Origin of the sequence: Sodalis sp. RH19 (assembly GCF_047324215.1) — a bacterium.
Taxonomy (GTDB): domain Bacteria; phylum Pseudomonadota; class Gammaproteobacteria; order Enterobacterales; family Enterobacteriaceae; genus Acerihabitans.
This window is the reverse complement of the sequence record NZ_CP178734.1, coordinates 4,476,589-4,497,923: the sequence shown is the minus strand read 5'-3', so window position 1 is coordinate 4,497,923 and position 21,335 is coordinate 4,476,589. Positions and strand designations below refer to the sequence as shown.

Genomic DNA, 21,335 nt, shown 5'->3' with positions numbered 1-21,335 from the left:
CCGCGCCGCCGGCCCGGGATAAATATATCGGCATTATTCCCATTGCGATAAGCTCATTTCAGCGACGATGCCCGGCCCGAAACCCGCGATTATTGCTTTGCCCCCTGCGCTGAATACGCTGGATTCATGCATTCGCCGGTAGGCTTCGAATACCACGGAACTGGCGATATTGCCGCAATTCACCAGCGTGTCGCGGCTAAATGAAAATTGCTCCCTTTGTACGCCCAGATATTTACACAAATCATCCAGTATTCTTGGTCCGCCCGCATGGATAATATAATAATCAAGCTTGTCGATCTCCCAGCCATGCTTCTGGGCAAACTCCGTCATCACCGGCGCCAGGTGTTTCATCGTACCCGGCACGCGTTTATCCAGCCGGAAATGGAAGCCGGTATCTTTTACGGCGTAGCGGATCCATTCATCGGTCTGCGCAATGAGATAACTGCAGTTGCGCTGTAGCTCCAGCCCGTGGCCGGAATGGGAGGTGACCGCCGCCGCGGTTATCGCATCGCCAAACAGGCCGTCGGAAAGAAGACTGCCGATATCATCGTCGGTAGGCTGGTAGCTTAGCGAACAGAATTCGCAGCTGACGATCAACACATTGCTGCCGGGATGCGCGCTGATAAAATCAAGCGCCCGGTTTATCGCAGCGCCGCCCGCGGCACAGCCCATTTGTGATATAGGGATTTGCACGGTATCAAGCGGCATGCCCATTTTATTGATAAGCCATGCGGTCAAGGACGGCATCAAAAAGCCCGAGCAGGAAACATAAATTATCGCTGAAACATCCCTGGCGGAAATATCCGCATGGCTCAGGGCTTCTTCAATCACACCCGGAACAAGCCGTTTTGATTGATATTCAAAAATCGCATTCCTGTAACCAAAGCCAGGATGAAGGGATGCAAGCTCAATGGGTTGAATGATATGTCTTTTTTTAACTCCGGTGTGGGTGATGAGTTCGATTGCCTTGTCCAGGTTGGGACTGTCCTTGAATTCCCTTTTCGCTAATTCAATCGTATCTTCCAAGGTAATAACATATTCCGGAAGGTAAATGGCTGGTTTGTGCAGTGTAGGCATTTTTTGTATGGCTCCATAATATCTTTATAATAAGTTAATGCGCTGAATGACATCTCTAATTAATAAAAATTAACCGCTTTAAGATTGGTTGTCCGCAATCAGTTTGTCAATCCTGATAATCCATTGCAGATGGAAAAAATGTTATTTTAAAAATGGCACAATTTTTATTAAATGAGTTGTGTTGACCTGTTTTTTCAGGAGAGGGCTGATTAAGGATCGGGAATAAATATCGGCTTAACTCGTCAGAAATAATTCTTTGCACATAATATTTTCTTATGGAATATGCCTTATTTTTATATATCGGCATTATGTGTTAAATAAACTCATTAGCAATGATATTGGCAATAATAACAGAGGTTAACCAGTCGAATATACCATTGCCGATATGAAAAATAGGGTAAAATATAGGCTCTGTTAGGCGAGAAATGGCGTGCATGGTGTGGCGATATTATAAAAAATATATATTGATATTTTCATGATAAGTTAATTAATTATTAATATGTCATGGTGTGAAACCCGCTACCGTTGCCTGAAAAAGGGTGAAAACCACCACCGCCAACACGCCAACACGCCAACACGCCAACAAAGGCGGATGGCGGTGGCTTAATCGTTACCCAGGCGAAGCAGCGCGATCAGGCCCATCAGGACGATGGTAAACGTAATGGCCAGGCTGGCGTCGGCATTGCGGGTCAGCCAAAAAATAGCCTGAGTGCCGCCTTCACCCAGCGCGCCGGAAAATGATAATAATCCGAGGTAAAATGTCTTGCGCTGGGTAAATCGGGTCCGCATGGCCAGACCGTACAACTGCCCGAAGGCGAGATAGCCGCCGAAGGCCAAGACCGACAGCGCAAACAGCAGAATATAAAAATTATGCTGACACAGTACGAATAACAGCAATGCCGCCAGAATCGCCATCAAGCCGATACCGGCATTAAACGTCGTGTTATGCTGGAATAGATTGATATGTTTGAGCAGGAAGAACAGCGCCACAACGACGACGGCATCAAACGATAGCCAGATATTTACACCGTCCCGCCCCAGGAAATGTGCATCAAGCGAGGGCAAAATGATATAAACAACAGAACAGGCCGCCCATACGGAAAGCACCGCGACCCAAATAAGGAAAAACCTTTTATCAAAACTTGGCAGCTTATCGCATCCCATGATGCGATGCTCCTGTGAGCCAACCTGGCCGAGACGGAAAAAATTACCAATAAACATCATTAAAATTAATAGAATAACCGTCATCATGCCCTGGTAGAACCGGGTGGGAAAAAAAGCGAAAAATGGACTAATAAATGCCGACGCATTTATCAGCATTAAGTGAATATTGAAAATATCATGATTGACGCTATTCCCCGCCAGCATTTTGGCATCCCGATCGGCTGATTCAATCAAGCTCACCATCATCGTGGCGGCGGCCCCGCCGCCAATGCCCGCCAGCAGCGCGAAGCCATATGACCAATGCGGAACCTGGACGTAGGCCATAAACAGTAAGGATGCCGATTCAATTATTATCCCAGTGATAAAGATCAGTTCCCGCCGGATAAACCGGCTCAGGTAACTGAACAGTAGCGGCGTGCAGCGGTACATAAATAGGAGAAATGAGTAAAATAATCCCGTTTGTGCAATACTCATTTGTCCGGCGCCTGTCATTTTCAACGGTAAAACAATCGCGACGCCGAGAAAGAGCAGGCGTTCTAGAAAATGCGCGGATAGCAAATTTAACAAACGGTATCCCGCAAGCCTGATGGCCCTTTCATTTTTTCCGGCAACATTTTCTTTGTTTAATAAGTTTAACATCAGTAATTATACACTCTTCTCAGGTCGTTTTTTTGGCTATAAAAATCGACTATCTGCCTATCCTCCTCATTGAGCATTTCAATGAGGCTGCAAATATGTACTAATATCACATTCTGCTCTTCAGCGGAGATGACCGGGATCTCCTTCAGCAGGTTCAGCGTTATAAGGCCATGCTCTCCTTCTTCATTGATATCAGAATGTTTTATTATTGGCGTATAGAAATTTTCCGGAAGGCCATTTTTAATGCAGGCGTTAATGAATGCTTCATTAAAAATATGGCTTGGCGTTTCAAACAACAACAGCGCACAAATGAAGCTTAATAAATGCTGCCTGGCATAGACGCCAAGGCTGGCATTGGCCATAAAAGTAGCAGGTAACGGCTGGCGGGCTGATAAAACCGATTCATCAATGCCAACCGTATCAAGGCAGGCTATTAGCATTTTATCATGATCATATTCCTCGACAAACAGGTTTAACAGCCGGCTGCGGATAGGGTTATTGACGTTATGGCTTAAGGCGGGCGCAATAATCGCCGGGGACATGTGTACCAGATGATAGTACTCCATGGCAAAACCTATTATTTCATTATTGGTAATTTTACCAGAAAGCATTCTGCTATAAAATGGTGAATCACCAGCATTGTATTGCCACTTTCTGATGACGGGTATCAGGCGAGAGTAATAAAAATCATCCCCGCTGAGCGCTCCGGAGGGTTGTGTTTGCATACCGTCGTCTATCAACCCCAGTTGGTCGAGGTGTTTGATAACGTCATTGCAGCTGAAACTTTCTTCTTCAGGGAATTTTTCTATCAATTGCAAGATATTGTATTTACCTTTGGCTAAGGTTTTCAGAAAGGCAAGCAGGCTGTTTTTGGCCTGCGTTTCTACGGTAATGTCGCAACCCTGCTCATGGTAGTGCAACGAAATCCCGCTATCAATAACCGTAATGGCGACCCCTTTCCTGAGCCGTGGTAAACAGAAAAAATTGTTCATAAGAGATATCCTCCCTTGCTGGGTTATATCGATCGCACAAGGCTGGTGGCATCAGAATAATGCTCCCAAATGGCACGATAATAGGCGTCGTATAATTCTACAAAAAGGTGGGTTTGCCTTTTCATCCTGATCAAATTTTCTCTAGATACTACGGGGATGGTTGATAGTAACTGTCGGCCAAAGCTGGCATGGTTATGTTCAATATTTATCAGCGAATGAGATTTTATTTTTTCGATAAATTGAGCATCCATCTTGCCGGATTTTTCCATGGCAATGACATAGCTGTCTACCGCGCAGTCTTTACCCTCCAGTACTTCCATGGTGCTAAAGAAGAACAGCGGATCGCTGGCCGACCAATAGGCGAGGGAATTGGCCAGACCCAGCGTTTCCGGCAGCGGGACCGACGCGATGATGTTGTTTTCGTCAATACCGAGTAACGCCAACGCTGAAAGGATAATCTCAGCATGGCCATGCTCGCTGCAAAAGACGGCGTTCATTGCCTGCCGGGTCTTCCTGCATCCGTGGAAATAAAGGGCATGGGCATCGAACGAGCTGCCACGGGCAAGCAAATGATAATTTTCAATCGCCATACCGATAAAGACATTTTCCGGCACGTCATCGGGTTCATTACATTTTTGCCAGAATATGTTGTTATATAATGATTTATCCATCAGACGATTTTGGAGATCTTCTATTTCGAGTATGGCCTGTTTTCCGGTGATAAACTCTGTTGGAATGTTTCTGGTGAGCAACCCAGATTCAGACAGGCATTCTATCAGCAAGGTGGCGTCTTCACAGGTCAGGTGGGTTTTGTTTTTCTTAATGATGTCAGGAATGGATGTTTTTCCATCTAATAATAACAAGAATTCATAGGCTTCGTTTGGCGTCACCGGTAATACGTTAATGGTGAACTCATCTTCATCAGTGATCGCCAATAAATGATTGTTAGACAATGAAAGCGTACAATTTAAATGGGGACAGTAGTTTAAGTCGCTCATGACAATGACTCCATGAAGAAAGGCATCTCATGGAGATGCCTTATTGGTTTGGGTTATCATAGGTGCGATGGCATCAGGACAGGACGGGTTTTTTTAGCCACAATGATAATTTTGCGTTTAGTCATATTCATGATTGCTTCTCCTTTGGGTTAAAATGCGTGCCGGCTATCAACACGCACGTGATATTTAATTTATTTTGCAATGTAAAGTGGTAAAATATCTATTTAAATTATTATTATTGAAGTCAATATGCGCGTAAAAATACACAGTTATTTATAAAGATAATAATAAATAAGTAATAATGATAGTATTTATTTTATTGTAATAAACTTTGCTTTTGTAATGACTTATGATGGATAACCCTTAAATGTGGCCAATGACTTTACCCTAAATCATAGGAATGAAGATTGCAATATCAAAATTAAATTAACTGCTCTGATAGAGGAAGTGTTAATTTTTACCCTTTCTTCCGCGAGTATTCTAAAATCAAGTGAAACATAATTTATGTGATTATATAATTTGCTAATTGAATAGAGTGCTGTTGCAGGCCGGATTAATTTTCTTGCAGCGCGAGATGAATCATCTCATTATTCACTGTGTGGTACGCTTGTTACGCTGCCTGTAATTATGCACGATAAACAACCCATCAGCTGCTGCCATGGCCTTGTCGTGGGCACGCCGCGGGCGGCATTTCACCGTATGAAGGTTTTTGCGCGCCACCCGCCGGCTATCTACCCTTTTTGGAACAGTTCGAACCGGCCCAAGGCCTCGTCGATGGCAATGCGCAGATCCGGCCGCGGCTCCGTGAACCAGGTCCACTTTTGTACCATTAGCCTGCCCGCCGGACGATCCATCTTGAGATCGAGCGCGGCCACGATCTCATCCCCTACCAGCACCGGCAGCGCAAAATAACCCAGTACCCTTTTGTCGGCGGGCACATAGGCCTCGAACCGATGTTCATACCCAAAAAACAGGTGTAGCCGCTTGCGCTGGATGATCAGGGGATCGAAGGGTGACAGAATGGCGGTACGGGGAGTCACTAACGGTTCAATGCTATTTTCCAGCGCCGCCGGAACGACCCAATGCTGGCTTTTCGCGTGGTTCTCGATATGGACCGGCACCAATTGCTTTTTCTTTACCGCCGCGTCAATCAGCGTACGCACCGCCGCCTTGGCCCCGGCATTGCCGAAACAAATGGAATCCAGGCTGACCATGCCCTGGGAACGCACGGCGCGCGCCAAAAGATAGTGGGCGAACTGCTGGGCGGTTGCCGGGCGGGGACGGCGGGGCCAAGCGAAATGACGGGCGGATAAATCATAGCTTTTTAGCATGCCGGTGCGTTTACTCACCGTCAGGTCGCCGCTGAAAAAGCCGTAACGCAGCGCGCGCCGTGACGGCTTGCGGTTGCCCCACGGATGCGTCTTCTCAACCAGCACGTCATCGTTGATATCCCGGATCGACAGCGCCCCGTCGTCACGGATGCGTTTTAGCAGCGCGGCGTAATGCTGTGCGTCCATGTCGGCATACGACGCATGAGGCCTGGCGCGAAACTGATTCATGGCCGGCAGGTACATGCGGTAATCCGATGTCGGCACGTAGGCCAGGGCATGTGTCCAGTATTCAAAGACCGATTTAGCCTCCGACTGGGACTGCTCAAGGTCGACGCGTCGATAGGCGGGAATACGGGTATGGAGAATATGATGGTGGCTGCGCTCGATGACGTTGATGGTATCGATCTGCACATACCCGAGATGTTCGGTGGCTAAACGTACGGCGTCAGGCCCTTCGCCGAAAGGGGCGGGGATATCGAGCCGCTGCGCCCGCAGCCAGATCGCGCGGGCCTGCCGTGCGGTTACCGGGATAGAAGATAGGGTCATAATGTTAGCTTTTCACCATGATGGGAAAAATGCCGGGCATGGTTCACCTGAGCGTGATTGACGGGTTAAACAGGTTATGCGGGTCAGCATCAGGCGGTTTTATTTCGCCGACTGTATGACGGTATATTACTGGCCTATTTTATGCTTGTCTGCACCCTCCGCGCTTTTCACCACGGTGGTGCGTCCGTCCCTTTTTAGTGCAGACATCCCTTTTGTCGCGCGTTTTAAAGAGGTTAATAACCCGAGGGTACCCCGATAAAAACCAGCATTCCCGTGTAATGGGATTCTATTCCCATACTGTGGCATGGATCCTGCTTGCCAAGGTTACGTCTATGCTCAATACGAAGCCGCCGATGTCCATTAACTCAGTATCCATGCCGGTCCAGGGTCGGGAAAATATTTCCTCCCATGAACGTGTTTTAATGATTTTAAAAGTGCTGGCGCAATTTGGCCGTCCGGTCAACGCGGCGGAGTTAATGAAGGCGACCGGCCTGGCCAAGAGTACGCTTTACCGCCAGTTGGTGATGTTGAAGCGTTGGGGGTTTGTTTTTGAATCAGGCAATCTATATGCCCCCGGCCCGGTCAGCCTGCAGCTCGCCCTGGGCTTTAACACCGTGTCGCTGCTGACGCACCATGGCCGGCCGGAAATGCAATGGCTCTCGGATCTTGCACGTGAAACGGTGGCCATCACAGTTGCCGTGGATGCCCAGGCGGTCTGCGTCGATATGATCGAGGCGCCCCAGTCTCTGCGCTGCTCTTTCGAAAAAGGACGCAGCCTGCCGTTAAGGGATGGCGCCACCGCTAAATGTCTGTTGGCCCACCTGCCTGACCTGCAACAGCAATCTATCCTGCAGGCGGAATTTCCCGATCCGGCCGAGAGAAACGACAGGCTGGCGCAATTACAGGACATCCGTACCCAAGGTTATGCCTGCAGCCAGGGTGAGGTTGACGACGGCGTCTGGGGGATTAGCGCACCCTTGTTTGCCTCCGGCGCGTTTGTGCTGGGCGTGTTATCGCTGATGGCGCCTTGGCAACGGGCCGTTGACCGGCAGTCGCAATTGATAAGCATCGCCATCGAGGCCGCGGGACGTATCAATAAGCGCCTGCGGACAAGCTGATTTTTACTCTTTTATTCATTCAAAAGGAAAGAACCATGTCCATTATCCGTCCCGTTTTAGCCCGCCTGTTTGTCGCCGGCATGTTATGCCTGTCCGCAACGTCTTTTACCCAGGCCGCCGAACCGATTAAAGCGGTAACAGACGCCACTTTCCCGCCCATGGAATATATGGAAAACGGAAAGTTTGCCGGGTTTGATATCGAGCTGGTCGAGGCGATTGGCAAGGTACTTAACCGGCCCATCGCCTGGACCAATGTGGATTTTAAAGGACTGGTGCCCAGCGTGACCGCCAACCGGGCCGATATCGCCGTCTCCGCTATCTATATCACCCCGGCGCGCGCGGAAGTCGTCGACTTTACCCACGCTTACCTGAGCGGCGGCCTGGTGGCGATGGTCAAAGAGGACAACACGACGATCAAAACCCTGGATGACCTGAAAGGCAAAAAAATAAGCGTCCAGGTGGGGACCAAATCGGTGCAATGGCTACACGACAATATTCCGTCGGCCCAATTGGTCGAGGTGGAGAAAAACCAGCAGATGTTCAGCCTGGTGGATATCGGACGTGTCGATGCCGCGGTCACCGGCAAACCGGCGGCGTTCCAATATGCGCGCACCAAAGGCGGCGTCCGGATATTGGCCGATCAGCTGACATCCGAAGAATATGGTATTGCCGTACAGAAGAACCAGCCAAAGCTTATGGCGGAGATCAACGGGGCGCTTGACCAGCTCAAGGCCAACGGTACTTATGCCGCCCTGGTGCAAAAATGGTTCCCTACCGCTGCCAAGTAAGCATGGCGCGATGAGGCATTGGCATCCTGTCTTCGGCTGTTACGCTTTGATGTAACTCTTTGTATCCGAGGCACAATCGACGGAAATACTATGACCCTAGACCTGAACTTTTCACCCGTCTTTGCCGGGGCCGGACTGTTGCTACAAGGCACGATAGTGACCGTTGAAATCACGCTTTGCGCATTGCTGTTGAGTTGTACGCTTGGATTGCTGTTAGGCATCGGCCGTCTCAATCCCGAACGGCGCGTTATCTATGCCCTGTGCAGCGCCTACGTCGCGTTGATCAGGGGCACGCCGCTTCTGGTGCAGCTGTTTATTTGGTATTACGGCCTTCCCCGGCTTGGCCTGGTGCTGCCGTCGTTTTTCTGCGGTGTTATCGGCTTGGGATTGTATTCGAGCGCCTACGTGGCGGAAGTGGTGCGCGGCGCGATCCAGTCCATCGAAAAAGGGCAGAATGAAGCGGCGCGATCGTTGGGTATGTCCGGCGGCCAGGCAATGTACAAGATTATCCTGCCGCAGGCGGTTATCCGGATGATACCGCCGCTCGGCAATGAGTTTATCGCGTTAATCAAGAATTCGGCGCTGGTGTCGCTTATCACCATCCAGGATGTGATGCAGGCGGGCTCGACGATTATCAGTAACTCTTACCGGGATCTGGAAACCTATCTGGTGATTGCCGCCGTGTATTTTTTCCTGACCGGAATCTCAGTGCTGGCGTTGCGTTATTGTGAACAACGGCTCAAATCGAAGGGGGCGCTGCAATGACAGAATCACGCGCTATGGGCAATCCCATTATCAGGATCCGCCGTCTCGGCAAACGCTTTGGCGCCAACCGGGTGCTTAACGGTATCGATTTTGAGGTCTTCCCCGGCCAGGTGGTCGTGATTATCGGGCCCAGCGGGTCGGGCAAAAGCACTTTCCTGCGCTGCTGCAACGGGCTTGAGCAAGCGGAAGAAGGCGACATTGAGATTTGCGGCAGCACCCTGATAAAACAGGGGAAAATGTTGCCTGACGTTGAGCTTAACGAACTGCGCAAAAACGTCGGCATGGTTTTCCAGTCGTTTAATTTATTTCCTCATCTGAGCGTACTGGACAATATTTGCGTCGCTCCCCAGATGCTGCGTAACCTTAAAAAAACCGACGCCCGGGCGCAGGCGGTTAAACTGTTGGGCAAAGTCGGTTTGGCAGCCAAAGCGGATGCCATGCCCAACAGCCTGTCCGGCGGTCAAAAACAGCGGGTCGCCATTGCCCGCGCGCTGGCGATGGAGCCGCTGGTGATGCTGTTCGACGAGCCGACGTCCGCGTTGGATCCCGAACTGGTGGGCGAGGTGCTGCGGGTCATGAAAATGTTAGCCCAGGACGGCATGACCATGATTGTGGTGACGCATGAAATGGCCTTCGCCCAGGAAGTGGCCGATGTGGTGGTGGTCATGGACGGCGGGGTGATAATCGAGGCGGGCCCGCCCGCCGCTATTTTCGGCGCGCCGAGGGAAGCGCGGACCAGGACCTTCCTGCAAAGCGTACTGTCCCGCGCATGACAGCCCCGGCGCCGCTGCGCCATCGGCCGGCGGTCTGCCATGAGCGCTCCCGACCTGATGTGCCGCCGTCTGCTTCCGCGCTGCGCAAGGGCGTATTCAGCACGTCAGCACTATTTTTCCGAACGGGCCGCGATCGAGATGATCCAAGGCATCGGGCAGTTGATCGAATCCGTATTGCCGGTCGATCACCGGCTTCAGGCCGATAGCATCCACGGCGCGCACCAGATCTTCCAGCGCGCGTCGGTGGCCGACGCCAATGCCCTGGATGACCGGCGATTTCAGCAGCAATGGGCCGCCGGGGCCGTTGATGTCAAATCCCTCAAACACGCCGATCGCTGAAATAGTACCGTGGACGGCCACGGCGCGAATCGAATTCGCCAGGTTGGGGCCGCCCACGGTATCGATAATATGGTCGATGCCCCGGTCCTGCGTCAGGCTATAAACCGATTCCACCCAATCGCCGTTCAGGCGGTTGATGCCGTAATCGGCGCCCAGGGCCTTGGCGCGGGCCAGCTTTTCATCGCTGCCGGAGGTGACGTACACCGTTGCGCCGTGCGCTTTGGCAATCTGCAGGGCCAGCAGCGCCACGCCGCCGGTGCCCTGCACCAGCACCGAGTCCCCGGCGCGCAGGCGGCCGCGTTCCACCAGGGCGAACCAGGCGGTCAGACCGGCGCAAGGCAGGGTACTGGCCTGCGCGTCGTCAAGCGTGGCGGGGGAGGCGGATACCCAGTCTTCATGCAAAATCACATATTCCGCCAGTACGCCTTGCAGGGCGCCGCCCAGGGTAATATAGGGCGGCGTGCGGGCATTACCCCCTGGCTTCCCGTCGATCCAGCCGGGCGTAAAATTCGATATCACCCGATCGCCGGCCTTGAACCGGGTGGTGCCCGCGCCGGTGGCATCAATCACGCCGGCCATATCCGACGCCGGGGTAAACGGCAGCGGCAGATCCAGCCCCATGCCGGTTTCGATAGCCAGCTTATCGCGGTAATTGAGGGAAACGGCGTTCACTTTTACCCGGATTTCACGGGGTCCCGGCTGCGGGACGGCGATCTCGGTCAGCTTAAGATTTCCACGCCCAATAGCGTCCATCGTCCAGCGTTGCATGGTGTCGGCCATGATGTCCTCCTGATAATAAAATGTGTTACGTCAGGATAGCGTTGATATCACGTCGCCAGTGGCGATAATATTTCCAATTATTGTTTCCAAAAAGGCGACAACCTATGACGGATCGGCTGAAAGGTATTTCGGTGTTTGTCACCTCGGTCGAAGCGGGCAGTTTTGCCCTGGCGGCCAGCCGGCTGCATCTCTCCCGTTCGGCGGTGGGCAAGACCATAGCCCGGCTTGAGCAGCGCCTCGGCGTACGTTTGTTCCAGCGCACCACCCGCAGCCAAAGCCTGACCGCTGACGGCGCGTTATTTTACGAACGCTGCCAGCGGGCGCTGGAGGAGATCCACACCGCCGAAACCTTGCTGGAAACCGGTAAACAGCAGGTCAGCGGTCGCTTACGGGTATCAATGCCGGTGCTGTTCGGCCGTCTGTGCGCCGCGCCGCTGTTGATCGAGCTGACACGGGAGCATCCCGGGCTGGAGCTGGAGCTTTCGTTCAGCGATCGTATCGTGGATTTGATCGAGGACGGCTACGATTTGGCTATCCGCAACGGGCCTTTACCCGACAGCGCCCGGCTGGTGGCGCGCCGTATCGGCGATCACCGCATGACCTTCTGCGCCTCGCCCGGTTACCTGGCACGGGCCGGCACGCCGCATACCCTTGCGTCACTGGCCCGCCTTGAGACGGTGGCTTATTTGCGCGCGGGAATGTTACAGCATTGGCAGGTTAGTCTGCCCGACGGCACGGTGGAAGAAGTGGTGCCAAAAACGCGTCTGTTAATGGATGATTTACAGGCGATCGCGGATACCGCCGCCGCCGGCTTCGGTATTGCCTGGCTGCCCTGCTGGCTGGTACGGCAACGATTGCAGCAAGGTGAATTGGTCCAGGTACTGGCGGAATACGCGGGCGTTTTTTTTCAGTCCTATGCCGTATGGCCCAAGACCACTCACCTGCCGCTGAAGGTCCGGCTGGCGGTGGACCGTCTGGCGGAGAGATTGGCGACCAGTATGAGTTTGTCGCCTGATCTCTCGGCCGCGGCTGAATAGAAACAGCGTCCAATGCTTGCCGGACAATGGCTTGCCCGCACTGAACGACCGCCAATGGAGGCCAGGATCAACGCGCCGGCCAAAGATGTCTTGCGTGACGCCGGGTTTCCGTCGTGTGGACAAAGCGTTATTTAACGGGCCGGTATCTCGTTGTCAACGTACCTTTTCTGCGGGGTATAAAACGTCATCAGCACGGAGAGAACGGCAAACATCGTAAGGGCGAAGGCGGCTCCCGTTTCGGTATAGAGCATACCAAAGACCACCGACCCCGCGACCTGCCCCGCCGCCAGCATGAAAAACACCGATCCTGCGCCTGAGGCCGGGGCGTCTTGCGCCGCTGAGGTCCCGCAGACCAGTAGTACGCCGGTCAGCGTGACATAGCCGGCGCCGCACAGCGCAACCGCCGGAAAGAACCACCACGAGAACCCGTGGCTGAACGCCAGCAGCAGAAGCGGCGCCGCCATAAACAGCTGTGAAATACGGTAAACCTGATTAAGACCGGCATACGCGGCCATGGGGCCGGTCATTGCGCCGAGTATGCCCGCGCCGCCGCTGACCAGCCAGAGCATACTCGCGGTATTTTCATCCACGCCGGAATGATGGCGCAGCACGTCCGGCCCAAAGCTCCACCAGGCCGCGCTGGCCATTCCGCTGGCGAAGGCGATGATGACCAGCCGCGCTACCGGACGCCGCAGAAGCGTTTCGCGCCGGTTTTTTTCCCCCAGACGGATATTGAGGCGACCGCCGGGCAGGCAACATATCACCGGCGCCAGGCTGGCCAGCGCCACGATGCCGAATACCGTGCAGGCTGCGCGCCATCCGCCCGGCAGATAGAGCAACACCGGCACGGACAGGATAATGCCCGCCCCGGAACCGGCGTTGATGACGGTATTCACCAGCGGCTGTTGTGTGACGGAAATAACCTGGCTGACCGCGGCGGCAAGGGACGGCGAGGCCAGGCCTGAACCCAGGCCGGCAATAAAAAGCCCGGCCGCGAGCATAACAGGAGAAAAAGCGAGGGCAAGCAGCATCAGGCCGGCGGCGGCGCAACAGGCCGCCGCCGCCGCCGGCAAGCGCGGGCCAAAACGTGCGGCCAGTACCGATGCGCATAGGGTGGACAGACAATAAGCCGCAAAGCTGCAGGCGGAAATGACGCCGGCCACCCGGGGGCTGAAGGGAATATCGCTCATGATGGCGGGCAGCATCAGTCCCCATGAGAACCTGGCCATGCCGTAGGTGACGGCGATCAGCGAGAAACCGGTGATTCCGAGCGCCACGGACGCTTTCATCGCCGTTCCCCGCCGGCGATAAGCAGCGCGGCGGCTTCCCCCGCGCGGGTCGCGGCTTCGGGACCGATAATCAGCGCCGACGTGATGGCGCCTTCAAACAGCATCCATATGGCGTCGGAAAAGGCGGCGCCGGCCGCGCAGGGCGAATTCCCGCTACAGGCCGCGATGTAGTCCCGCATCGCATAGCGATAGTCAAGAGCCTGCGCCGCCAGCCTGATATCCTGCTGCGCATATTCGCCCCAGGCCTTCAGGAAGAAACATCCCGATGTACCGTAGTCCCGCATCCACTGCCCGAGCACCGCGAAAAGCCTGCTGACCGCCTCCGGGTGCCGCGCAGGATACAGCGCCGAAAAAAACCGGTTTTTACGATCGTGCATCACCGCCGCCGTCAACGCCTCGCGTGAAGGAAAATAACGATACAGGGTGCGCGTTGATACGCCCGCCTCGCTGCAGATCCGGTCCGTACTGGTGGCGTGGAAACCGTTGGTATAAAACAGCCGCTCCGCGGCCTGGATGATGTCTTGTTTTTTGTGCATAACCGCAAAAGTAAACCGATCGTTTTACTTTTGCAATGATTACCGCAAACATTTACCGCGTTGGGCGATAAGCGGGTGTTTTCGGGATTGACTATAACCCTCCGGGCTGGCCAATCGTCTCCGCTATCGCCTCCACACGCCTGATGGCCGCGTACAGATCCGCCGCCGTAACCTTCCCCGGCATATTTGCCATATCCGGCGCGTGTACCGACGCCCGCACAATGCTGTCCAGCTCTTCAGCGGTCAATTCCGCTATCTCGTTTAACCGCAGCGGCACCGCGCAGGCTTGCGCCAGCGTGATGGCCGCGCGCAGTTCGTCGTCGCAACGGTTTTCCAACGCCAGCAGGCAAAGATTGCCGAACCCCACCAGCAGGCCGTGGCCGAAATCACGGGTTTTATGGCAGACGGTAAAGCCTTCGTAAATGGCGTGGGCGGCGGCGGCATGGGCGCCGTTGCTCATCAGCGACGTCAGGCCCGCGAACATAAAAATGGCGTCCAGCACCTGATCCAGCTCCGTATTGGCCCGGCCGTCACGCACCGCCTGGCAAGCCGCCGGCCCGTAGGCGGCAATCAGGTCGTAACAAATTAAACTATTGGCCTGGGACGAGCGCTGGATCCCTATCAACCGGGTCTGTTGCGCGCTGATGGCGCGGAATTCGTACCATTTCGCCAGCGTATCGCCAAGGCCGGCCGCCAGCCAGCGCATCGGCGCGCGTGCCAGCAAATCACTGTCGATAATCACCGCCGCCGGCGCCTGCGGCAGCGGATAAAGATCCTGGAACCGGCCGTCATCAAAATAGCGTATCGACAGCGGTGTAACCGCCGCGCAGGTGGCGGCGATAGTGGGGACGGCGACCACCGGCACGGCGGCGGCCACGCCCACCGCTTTACAGGTATCCAGCGCCTTGCCGCCGCCGGCGCCGATGATCAAATCGATACCCAGCTCAGTCACCCTTTGCGTTAACCGGTGGATGTGCGTTGCGCTGCATTCGCCGCCGAACCATGCGCTGTCGACCAGCGTCACCGGGCCGGCGGCCAGCTGTGTTTTAACGGCCGCGTCCACCGCCGCCAGCGCCTGGTGGCCACCTATGAGCAGCGCGCGCCGCCCGAGTTTGCCGCACACCTCACCCAGCCGGGACAGGGTGCCGGGACCGCGCAGGATCTGCGCCGGGAAAATAATGGATTGTGCCTGCATATGTCCTATCTCCGATGACATGTTGTTCTCAATAAAGGCTAATAAGTTAACCGGCATGTCATGCATAAGCCGGGTCGTCCGGCTGCTTGCGCCTGCGGCCGGCCCTGTGCGCGTCCGGGGTGATGCGCGTGATCCTGATATTCCCACGCTCTGCCCGGGGGTTCTTGGCGGCGCTCAGATAAAATCATGACTGGGGATCAGCAGTCTGGCCAGCGCGCCGATATCCGTTTCATGCTCCAGATCCATTCCCCTGGCCCACAACGTCTGCGCCTGGGTGGCCGGCAACGCATGAGCCGCCAGGGATAAAAATTTATCCCGCAGCTGCCGGTCGCTGACGGGATTGGCCGGATTGCCGAGCGCGATGTCCACCCGCAGCGTCAGGCGATCGCCCTCGCGGGTATGCAGGGTAATTTCCGGTTCGCCGTCCGCGCTTAGCGCCGGATCCACCCGTAATTCAATGCGGGCCATCATGGCCAGCAGCCGGGGGTCCCGACGCTGCTGTTCCCCATAGGCGTCCAGGCCCGCGTGACCCAATACCAGCCGCGCCGCCACCGCATAGGGCAGGCTCATCTGCGCGGCCGCCAGCGTCTGCAGATGCATATTGCCGCACATATCGTTAAGAAACGGGCAGAGACGGACCTCGATTTTTTCAATTTCCTGATAGCCGGCATTAAGCCTGCCGAGCAACAGACCGGCGGCGTCAATCGCCGCATGGGTGCCGCGACAGGAGGCATAGGGTTTTATCGAGCAGCGCTCCAGCTTCCATATCCGCGCCAGCTCATGTGTTAGCGCCCCGGGAGCGGCGCTGGCGGCAGCGAAGGTGGACAGGAAACCGCCCCAGCGATCGTCAAACAGCGCCCCGGGACCGGTGATACCCCGGCGCGCGCTGAGCGCCGCCAGTACGCCGCCTTCGGCGGCGCGGCCGGCATGCAGTTTTTTACTTTGCGAGCCGTCGTGAATAAATCCCCACAGTCCGCCGCTGAAGCTGCCGGCAATACCCAGCGCGGAGCTGGCCTGCGCGGCGTCCAGTCGCAGCAGGCTGGCCGCCGCCGCCGCCGCGCCGAACACGCCGCAGGTGGCGGTGGAATGCCACCCGGCGCCGTTATGGGCGGCATAACCGCCGCAGGCTTCCAGTACCCGGCGGGCAATGTCATAGCCTATGACGGTCGCCAGAATCAAGGCCTTGCCGCTGACCGGCTGCGGGCACAGCGGCAACACCGCCAGCAGGGCGGGGATCACCACCGCGCCGGAATGGTCGCAGCCGCCGGTATCGTCAAGCTCCAGCGCATGGGCGGCCACGCCGTTGAGCAACGCCGCGTTGCGGGCCGAGGTTGCCAGTGAGGTGCCCCAGACTACCGCCTGCGGCGCGGCGCCTTCCTCCGCCAGCAGCCGGGTCATCTCCTGCGCCACCTGGCTGCCCGCGCCCGCCAGGCCCGCCCCCAGGGTATCAAGAATATGCCGTTTACAGCGCGCCACCAGCGCCGGCGGCAGCCGATCGAAGGAGGTATTAGCGATAAAATCCACCAGCGCCTGCTGGGGATTGGCCGCGACGGGCGCGCCGGTGTTCTGCAGTGGTGCGTCAGTCATGGGGCATCCTCTTCGGTAACTCCCCTGTGGGGAAGGGGCCGGCAGGGTTTTCCCGCCCGCGATGGCGCCGCCAGACTTCGGCCGGATGCGCGGGATCGTTATCCGGCTGGCTGCGCCGCCACCAGTCGGCAACGTCGCCGGCGGTGGCGACCCAGACGTCGGAATGCGCGGCAATATAATCAAGCAGTTCGCCCAGTACGCCGATGCGGCCGGCGGTGCCGATCACCTCGGGATGCAAACGCAGGACATAGCACAGGCCGAAGCGGTAAAATCCGTCGAAATCCATCTTCATATTGCCCAGGGTCTGGCTATAGGACGCGATGCGCGACTGCGCCGGCGGCACCGCCGGGCTGAGGTTAAAGGCAAAATAGGGTTCGTCTTCCAGCTCATAGTGCAGCGGCAGTTCCACCAGCCGGGGCGCGGGTACCGCATCCGCAGGCGAGTGTAAGGGAATAAAAAAAGGCAGATCGTCGCCGCGCCAGCCCGAGGTCCAGCATAGGCCTTCAGCCACCAGGGCATCGGGCAGGCCGTCGGCCCAATTGCCCGCCGGCAGGCGAAAACCCCGCGGCGCGGCGCCGGTTATATTGGCGATGGCGGCATTACCGCGGCGCACGCTTTTTATCTGCTCCGCCAGCGTCAGGGCGTCAAACGATTCAAACCGATAGCCGCGGCCGGCAAGCTCATGGCCGCCCTGCCGGATTTGCCTTATCCGGTCGGGATGTTCTTCCGCCACCACGCCCGGCACGCACCAACTGGCGGGGACGTTTTTTGCCGCCAGCAGCGCCAGTAACCGATCGATGCCGCGCAGGGTGCCGTAGCGCCATACCGACAGCGTTTTTTCCCGGCCGGCCACCGCCGGCACCTGGCTCAGGATGCCGTGGATATCATTAAAATCAACCGTCACCGCCACGGCGCAGCGTTTGCCGCCGGGCCAGCGGCCCGGGGATAAACCCGCGTCATTATTCATTGCCATGCTCCTGTAGCCACCAGCGCGCCACATCGCGGCAGCGGGCGAACCACACGTCGTCGCGCCGGCGCAAATGGTCAAAAAACCGGTCGAGCAGCATAATGCGGCCCGGTTTACCGGAAATCTTCGGATGGAATAATGTGGTCAGGCTCAGGCCTTCGTCCATCGCGCCGTCAAATTCGCGGCACCAGTTATCCAGCGTCAGCGCATAACCGGCGGTGCGATCCAGGCCCGAGGGAAAGTTCGGCTCGCGGGTATAGGCCAGGGAGGCATAATCGTCCATCTCCCAGCGTCCGGGGATTTCCACCAGCGGCCGCGGCTGTCCCGGCACCCGTATCAGATAAGGCCGGTCATCACCGCGCATGCTGCTGGAATAGGTTACGCCCGCGTTGAGCAGCATCGCCGGGGTTTCCTGGTGCCAGTCGCCGGACGGCGTACGAAAGCCCTCGGCGCGAACGCCCAATACCTGCTGGAAAATATCCCGGGATGTGTCCATCACCCAACGCTGCTGTTCAGGACTCAGGGCATAGAACGACTCATGCCGGTAGCCGTGGTAGGCCACCTCGTGACCCTGCTCCACAATGGCCCGGCACTGTGCCGGCCAGTTTTCCACGACCCAGGCCGGCACAAAAAACGTGGCGGGCAGCTGGTGCGCCTTGAGCAGATCGAGGATGCGCCCCAGCGCGCGGAAAGGACCGTAGCCGCCGAAGGTAAAATAATCCGCTTTGCGCCAAATGCTGCCGTTCAGCATGGCATCGCCGGTAGGGCCGTCGACATCGAACGCCAGCGCCATACAGCCCGTTTTACCCCCGGGCCAGCGGGTGGAAGTAGAAGACATGATTACGCGCTTTCTCCGCTAACAGGCCGCGCGGCCGCAAACCGTCCACGCGGTAAAACCACGACCGGTTATTTGCCGCCGTTGATGGTGACCTCGGTTACCGCGCCGTCCTGCATGCCCCATTTCGTCAGTATTTTCATGTAGGTGCCGTCGGCAATCATCGCGGTCAGGGCCGATTTCACGCCGTCGATAAGGGCGCTGTCGTCCTTGGCGATGCCCATGCCGGTGACCTGGTAGGCAAACGCCTTGCCCAGCGGTTTATAGGTATTTTTCTCCAGGTTCATGATATACAGCAGGGTTTCGCTGCCCTGCACCACGCCGTCGATGCGGCCCTGGCGCAGCTGGGTACGGGCATCGGCGGTGCCTTCCGCGCCCACCACCACGATGGCCGGTTTACCGGCGGCCTCGCAGTTGGCCTGGCTCCAGGCGGCAATTTCCGCCGGGAAGGTGGTGCGCCGGCTGGTGCCGACCTTCTTGCCGCACAGATCCAGCATCTGGTTTATTTCACTGTGGGCGACGGTGGTGTAGAACTGCGGCCCGCTGTGGTAATAATCCACGAAGGTCGCTATGGGCTGGCGGGCTTTGGTATCGGTCATGCCGGAGAGGATCATATCGATGCGCTTGGTCGCCACCGCATTGACCATTTGTTCAAAGCCGATTTCCTGCCAGTTGATTTTGCGGTTCAGGCGTTTGCCGATCTCCATGCCCAGATCGTAATCCATGCCGGTCAGCTCGCCGGTGGCGGGATCCTTGAATTCCAGCGGCGGATAGTTAGGCATCATGGCCACTTTGATTTCGTCTTTTTGCGTCAGTTCCGCGGCACCGGCAGTCGTGATGCCGGCCGCCGTATTGAGCAACACGCCGGCGGTTAACAAGGACAACAGCGTTTTTTTCATGATCAGGTTCTCATTATGTAATGATGTTTAAATCAGGACGGCAGAGATAAAATTCTGGGTCCGCGGATTCTGGGGATGGAGCAAAACATCTTCCGGATTACCACTCTCAATGATCCCGCCTTCATCCATAAAGACCACGCGGTTGGCGACTTCCCGGGCAAAACCCAACTCATGGGTGACCACGATCATCGTCATTCCCTCGGCGGCGAGGCCGCGCATCACCGCCAGCACCTCGCCCACCATCTCCGGATCCAGCGCGGAGGTGGGTTCGTCAAACAGCATCAGCTTGGGTTTCATGGCCAGCGCGCGGGCAATCGCCACCCGCTGCTGCTGTCCGCCGGACAGTTCCAGCGGATAGGCGTCGCGCTTGTGGGCCAGCCCCACCCTGTCCAGCAGCGCCATGGCTTCCTCGGTGGCTTCTTTTGCCGGCCGCAGCAGCACCTGCGTCGGCCCCTCGATAATATTTTCCAGGGCGGTTTTATCGGGAAACAGGTTAAAGCGCTGGAATACCATGCCGGTCTTCAGGCGCTGGCGGGCCACCTGACGGTCATTGAGCGGATAGAGCTTTTTACCCACGATGCGGTAGCCCACCAGTTCGTCATCCATCCATATGCCGCCGCTGTCGATGCGCTCCAGCTGGTTGATACAGCGTAAAAACGTGCTTTTCCCCGAGCCGGAAGGGCCGATAACGCACATGACCTCGCCGTGGTCTACAGACAGGTTAATGTTCTTAAGCGCCTGAAATTGATCGAAATACTTGTTCACATTGACGGCGTTGATGATGTTTTTCATCGGTCCTCCCGTTAGCGATCGCGGCGCCGGGTGCCACGGCCGAAATACCGTTCCAGACGCACCTGTCCAAGCGACAGCAGAGTCACCGCCACCAGATACCAAATGCCGGCGACAAACAGCAGTTCCATTACCCGGGCGTTGGCGAAATAGATGGTCTGGGCGTTATACAGCAGCTCGGAATACTGGATCATGCTGGCCAGGCTGGTGGTCTTCACCATGCTGATAAATTCGTTGCCGATGGGGGGGATAATCACCCGCATCGCCTGGGGTAAAATAATGCGCCGCAGGGCATGCAGGCGGGTCATGCCAATGGTTTTAGCGGCTTCATACTGGCCCTGGTCCACCGACAGCAGGCCGGCGCGCACCACTTCCGAGGTATAGGCGCCCTGATTGATGCTCAGGCCGAGCAGCGCGGCCATAAACGGCGTCATGATATCGACGGTGTGAACGCTGAATAGCCCGGGAATGCCCATGACCGGGAAGATCAGCGCCAGGTTGAACCACAGCAGTAATTGCAATATCAACGGGGTACCGCGGAAAATCCAGGTGTAGCCGATAGCGACGGCGCGCAGCACCGGGTTTTGCGACATGCGCATCACCGCGATAACGACGCCGAAGATGACGCCCAGCAGCATCGCCAGGACAGACATCACGATAGTATTGCCCAGGCCGAACAGAATGGCTTTGGCGGTCAGGAACTGGCCGACGAAGCGCCACTCGATGTTGCCGTGGGCGAAGGCATTGATCAGCAACGCCAGCAGCGCCAGAATAATCACCGAGGAGAAAATCCGGCCATAATAGCGCTGCGGCACGTGCTGATATTCGCTGAGATCGATCCTGGCGGACGGGTCGCCGCCAGGATAGCGCTGTTCGTTCATAGCCACTCCC

Annotated in this window: 20 protein-coding genes; 5 read left to right on the top strand and 15 right to left on the bottom strand. The window is 56.3% G+C overall.

Going from position 1 to position 21,335, the window contains the following annotated elements; all coding sequences use genetic code 11:
* Window positions 1-33: 33 nt before the first annotated feature.
* The 5 genes from ACL2XF_RS20265 to ACL2XF_RS20245 all read right to left on the bottom strand — a co-directional run bounded on the left by ACL2XF_RS20265 (window position 34) and on the right by ACL2XF_RS20245 (window position 6,747).
* A complete protein-coding gene (locus ACL2XF_RS20265) occupies window positions 34-1,077 on the bottom strand; it encodes a type III polyketide synthase (protein ID WP_413727431.1) in 1,044 nt (347 codons plus the stop codon).
* Between the two features lie 603 nt (window positions 1,078-1,680).
* Entirely contained in the window at window positions 1,681-2,715 is a 1,035-nt protein-coding gene (locus tag ACL2XF_RS20260; RefSeq protein WP_410012792.1) for a hypothetical protein, read from the bottom strand.
* A 164-nt stretch (window positions 2,716-2,879) separates the two neighbouring features.
* Window positions 2,880-3,872, bottom strand: coding sequence for an iron-containing redox enzyme family protein (locus tag ACL2XF_RS20255; protein WP_413721774.1), 993 nt, complete (start codon window positions 3,870-3,872; stop codon window positions 2,880-2,882).
* A gap of 23 nt (window positions 3,873-3,895) precedes the next feature.
* Entirely contained in the window at window positions 3,896-4,870 is a 975-nt protein-coding gene (locus ACL2XF_RS20250; protein ID WP_410012790.1) for a hypothetical protein, read from the bottom strand.
* Between the two features lie 731 nt (window positions 4,871-5,601).
* Complete coding sequence (locus ACL2XF_RS20245) at window positions 5,602-6,747, bottom strand: winged helix-turn-helix domain-containing protein (protein WP_413727430.1); 1,146 nt, start codon at window positions 6,745-6,747, stop codon at window positions 5,602-5,604.
* 353 nt (window positions 6,748-7,100) lie between these two features.
* On the opposite strand from ACL2XF_RS20245, the gene ACL2XF_RS20240 reads away from it, so the two are divergent.
* The 4 genes from ACL2XF_RS20240 to ACL2XF_RS20225 all read left to right on the top strand — a co-directional run bounded on the left by ACL2XF_RS20240 (window position 7,101) and on the right by ACL2XF_RS20225 (window position 10,191).
* Complete coding sequence (locus tag ACL2XF_RS20240; protein ID WP_413727429.1) at window positions 7,101-7,865, top strand: IclR family transcriptional regulator; 765 nt, start codon at window positions 7,101-7,103, stop codon at window positions 7,863-7,865.
* 35 nt (window positions 7,866-7,900) lie between these two features.
* The gene (locus ACL2XF_RS20235; protein ID WP_413727428.1) at window positions 7,901-8,653 is read left to right on the top strand and encodes a transporter substrate-binding domain-containing protein; all 753 of its coding nucleotides are present in this window, start codon (window positions 7,901-7,903) and stop codon (window positions 8,651-8,653) included.
* A 90-nt stretch (window positions 8,654-8,743) separates the two neighbouring features.
* Entirely contained in the window at window positions 8,744-9,418 is a 675-nt protein-coding gene (locus ACL2XF_RS20230) for an amino acid ABC transporter permease (protein WP_410012786.1), read from the top strand.
* Window positions 9,419-9,444: 26 nt separating this feature from the next.
* Entirely contained in the window at window positions 9,445-10,191 is a 747-nt protein-coding gene (locus ACL2XF_RS20225; RefSeq protein WP_413723522.1) for an amino acid ABC transporter ATP-binding protein, read from the top strand.
* Window positions 10,192-10,287: 96 nt separating this feature from the next.
* Here the strand turns inward: ACL2XF_RS20225 and ACL2XF_RS20220 are convergent, their stop codons facing one another.
* Entirely contained in the window at window positions 10,288-11,310 is a 1,023-nt protein-coding gene (locus ACL2XF_RS20220; RefSeq protein ID WP_413727427.1) for a zinc-dependent alcohol dehydrogenase family protein, read from the bottom strand.
* Between the two features lie 104 nt (window positions 11,311-11,414).
* Between ACL2XF_RS20220 and ACL2XF_RS20215 the strand changes: the two genes are divergently transcribed.
* A complete protein-coding gene (locus ACL2XF_RS20215; protein ID WP_413727426.1) occupies window positions 11,415-12,347 on the top strand; it encodes a LysR substrate-binding domain-containing protein in 933 nt (310 codons plus the stop codon).
* A gap of 131 nt (window positions 12,348-12,478) precedes the next feature.
* On the opposite strand, the gene ACL2XF_RS20210 is transcribed toward ACL2XF_RS20215, so the two are convergent.
* The 9 genes from ACL2XF_RS20210 to ACL2XF_RS20170 form a co-directional block, all read right to left on the bottom strand.
* Entirely contained in the window at window positions 12,479-13,636 is a 1,158-nt protein-coding gene (locus ACL2XF_RS20210) for an MFS transporter (protein ID WP_413727425.1), read from the bottom strand.
* Window positions 13,633-14,172: a TetR/AcrR family transcriptional regulator gene (locus ACL2XF_RS20205; protein WP_410012779.1), complete on the bottom strand. Its 540-nt coding sequence runs from the start codon at window positions 14,170-14,172 to the stop codon at window positions 13,633-13,635. The genes ACL2XF_RS20210 and ACL2XF_RS20205 overlap by 4 nt, the downstream gene beginning before the upstream one ends.
* 91 nt (window positions 14,173-14,263) lie before the next feature.
* A complete protein-coding gene (locus ACL2XF_RS20200) occupies window positions 14,264-15,367 on the bottom strand; it encodes an iron-containing alcohol dehydrogenase family protein (protein WP_413728839.1) in 1,104 nt (367 codons plus the stop codon).
* A gap of 174 nt (window positions 15,368-15,541) precedes the next feature.
* Window positions 15,542-16,954 (bottom strand): MmgE/PrpD family protein, encoded by a 1,413-nt coding sequence (locus ACL2XF_RS20195; protein WP_413727424.1) that lies wholly within the window; start codon window positions 16,952-16,954, stop codon window positions 15,542-15,544.
* Window positions 16,947-17,921 carry a polysaccharide deacetylase family protein gene (locus ACL2XF_RS20190; RefSeq protein ID WP_413727423.1) on the bottom strand — a complete coding sequence of 325 codons (975 nt, stop codon included), beginning with the start codon at window positions 17,919-17,921 and terminating at the stop codon, window positions 16,947-16,949. The genes ACL2XF_RS20195 and ACL2XF_RS20190 overlap by 8 nt, the downstream gene beginning before the upstream one ends.
* On the bottom strand, window positions 17,914-18,759 hold the full coding sequence (locus ACL2XF_RS20185) for a polysaccharide deacetylase family protein (RefSeq protein ID WP_410012776.1): 846 nt from the start codon (window positions 18,757-18,759) through the stop codon (window positions 17,914-17,916). Before ACL2XF_RS20185 ends, ACL2XF_RS20190 begins: the two co-directional genes overlap by 8 nt.
* 68 nt (window positions 18,760-18,827) lie before the next feature.
* Window positions 18,828-19,655, bottom strand: coding sequence for an ABC transporter substrate-binding protein (locus ACL2XF_RS20180; RefSeq protein WP_413727422.1), 828 nt, complete (start codon window positions 19,653-19,655; stop codon window positions 18,828-18,830).
* A gap of 27 nt (window positions 19,656-19,682) precedes the next feature.
* On the bottom strand, window positions 19,683-20,447 hold the full coding sequence (locus ACL2XF_RS20175) for an amino acid ABC transporter ATP-binding protein (protein ID WP_413727421.1): 765 nt from the start codon (window positions 20,445-20,447) through the stop codon (window positions 19,683-19,685).
* An 11-nt stretch (window positions 20,448-20,458) separates the two neighbouring features.
* Entirely contained in the window at window positions 20,459-21,325 is an 867-nt protein-coding gene (locus ACL2XF_RS20170; RefSeq protein ID WP_410012773.1) for an amino acid ABC transporter permease, read from the bottom strand.
* Between the last annotated feature and the right edge of the window lie 10 nt (window positions 21,326-21,335).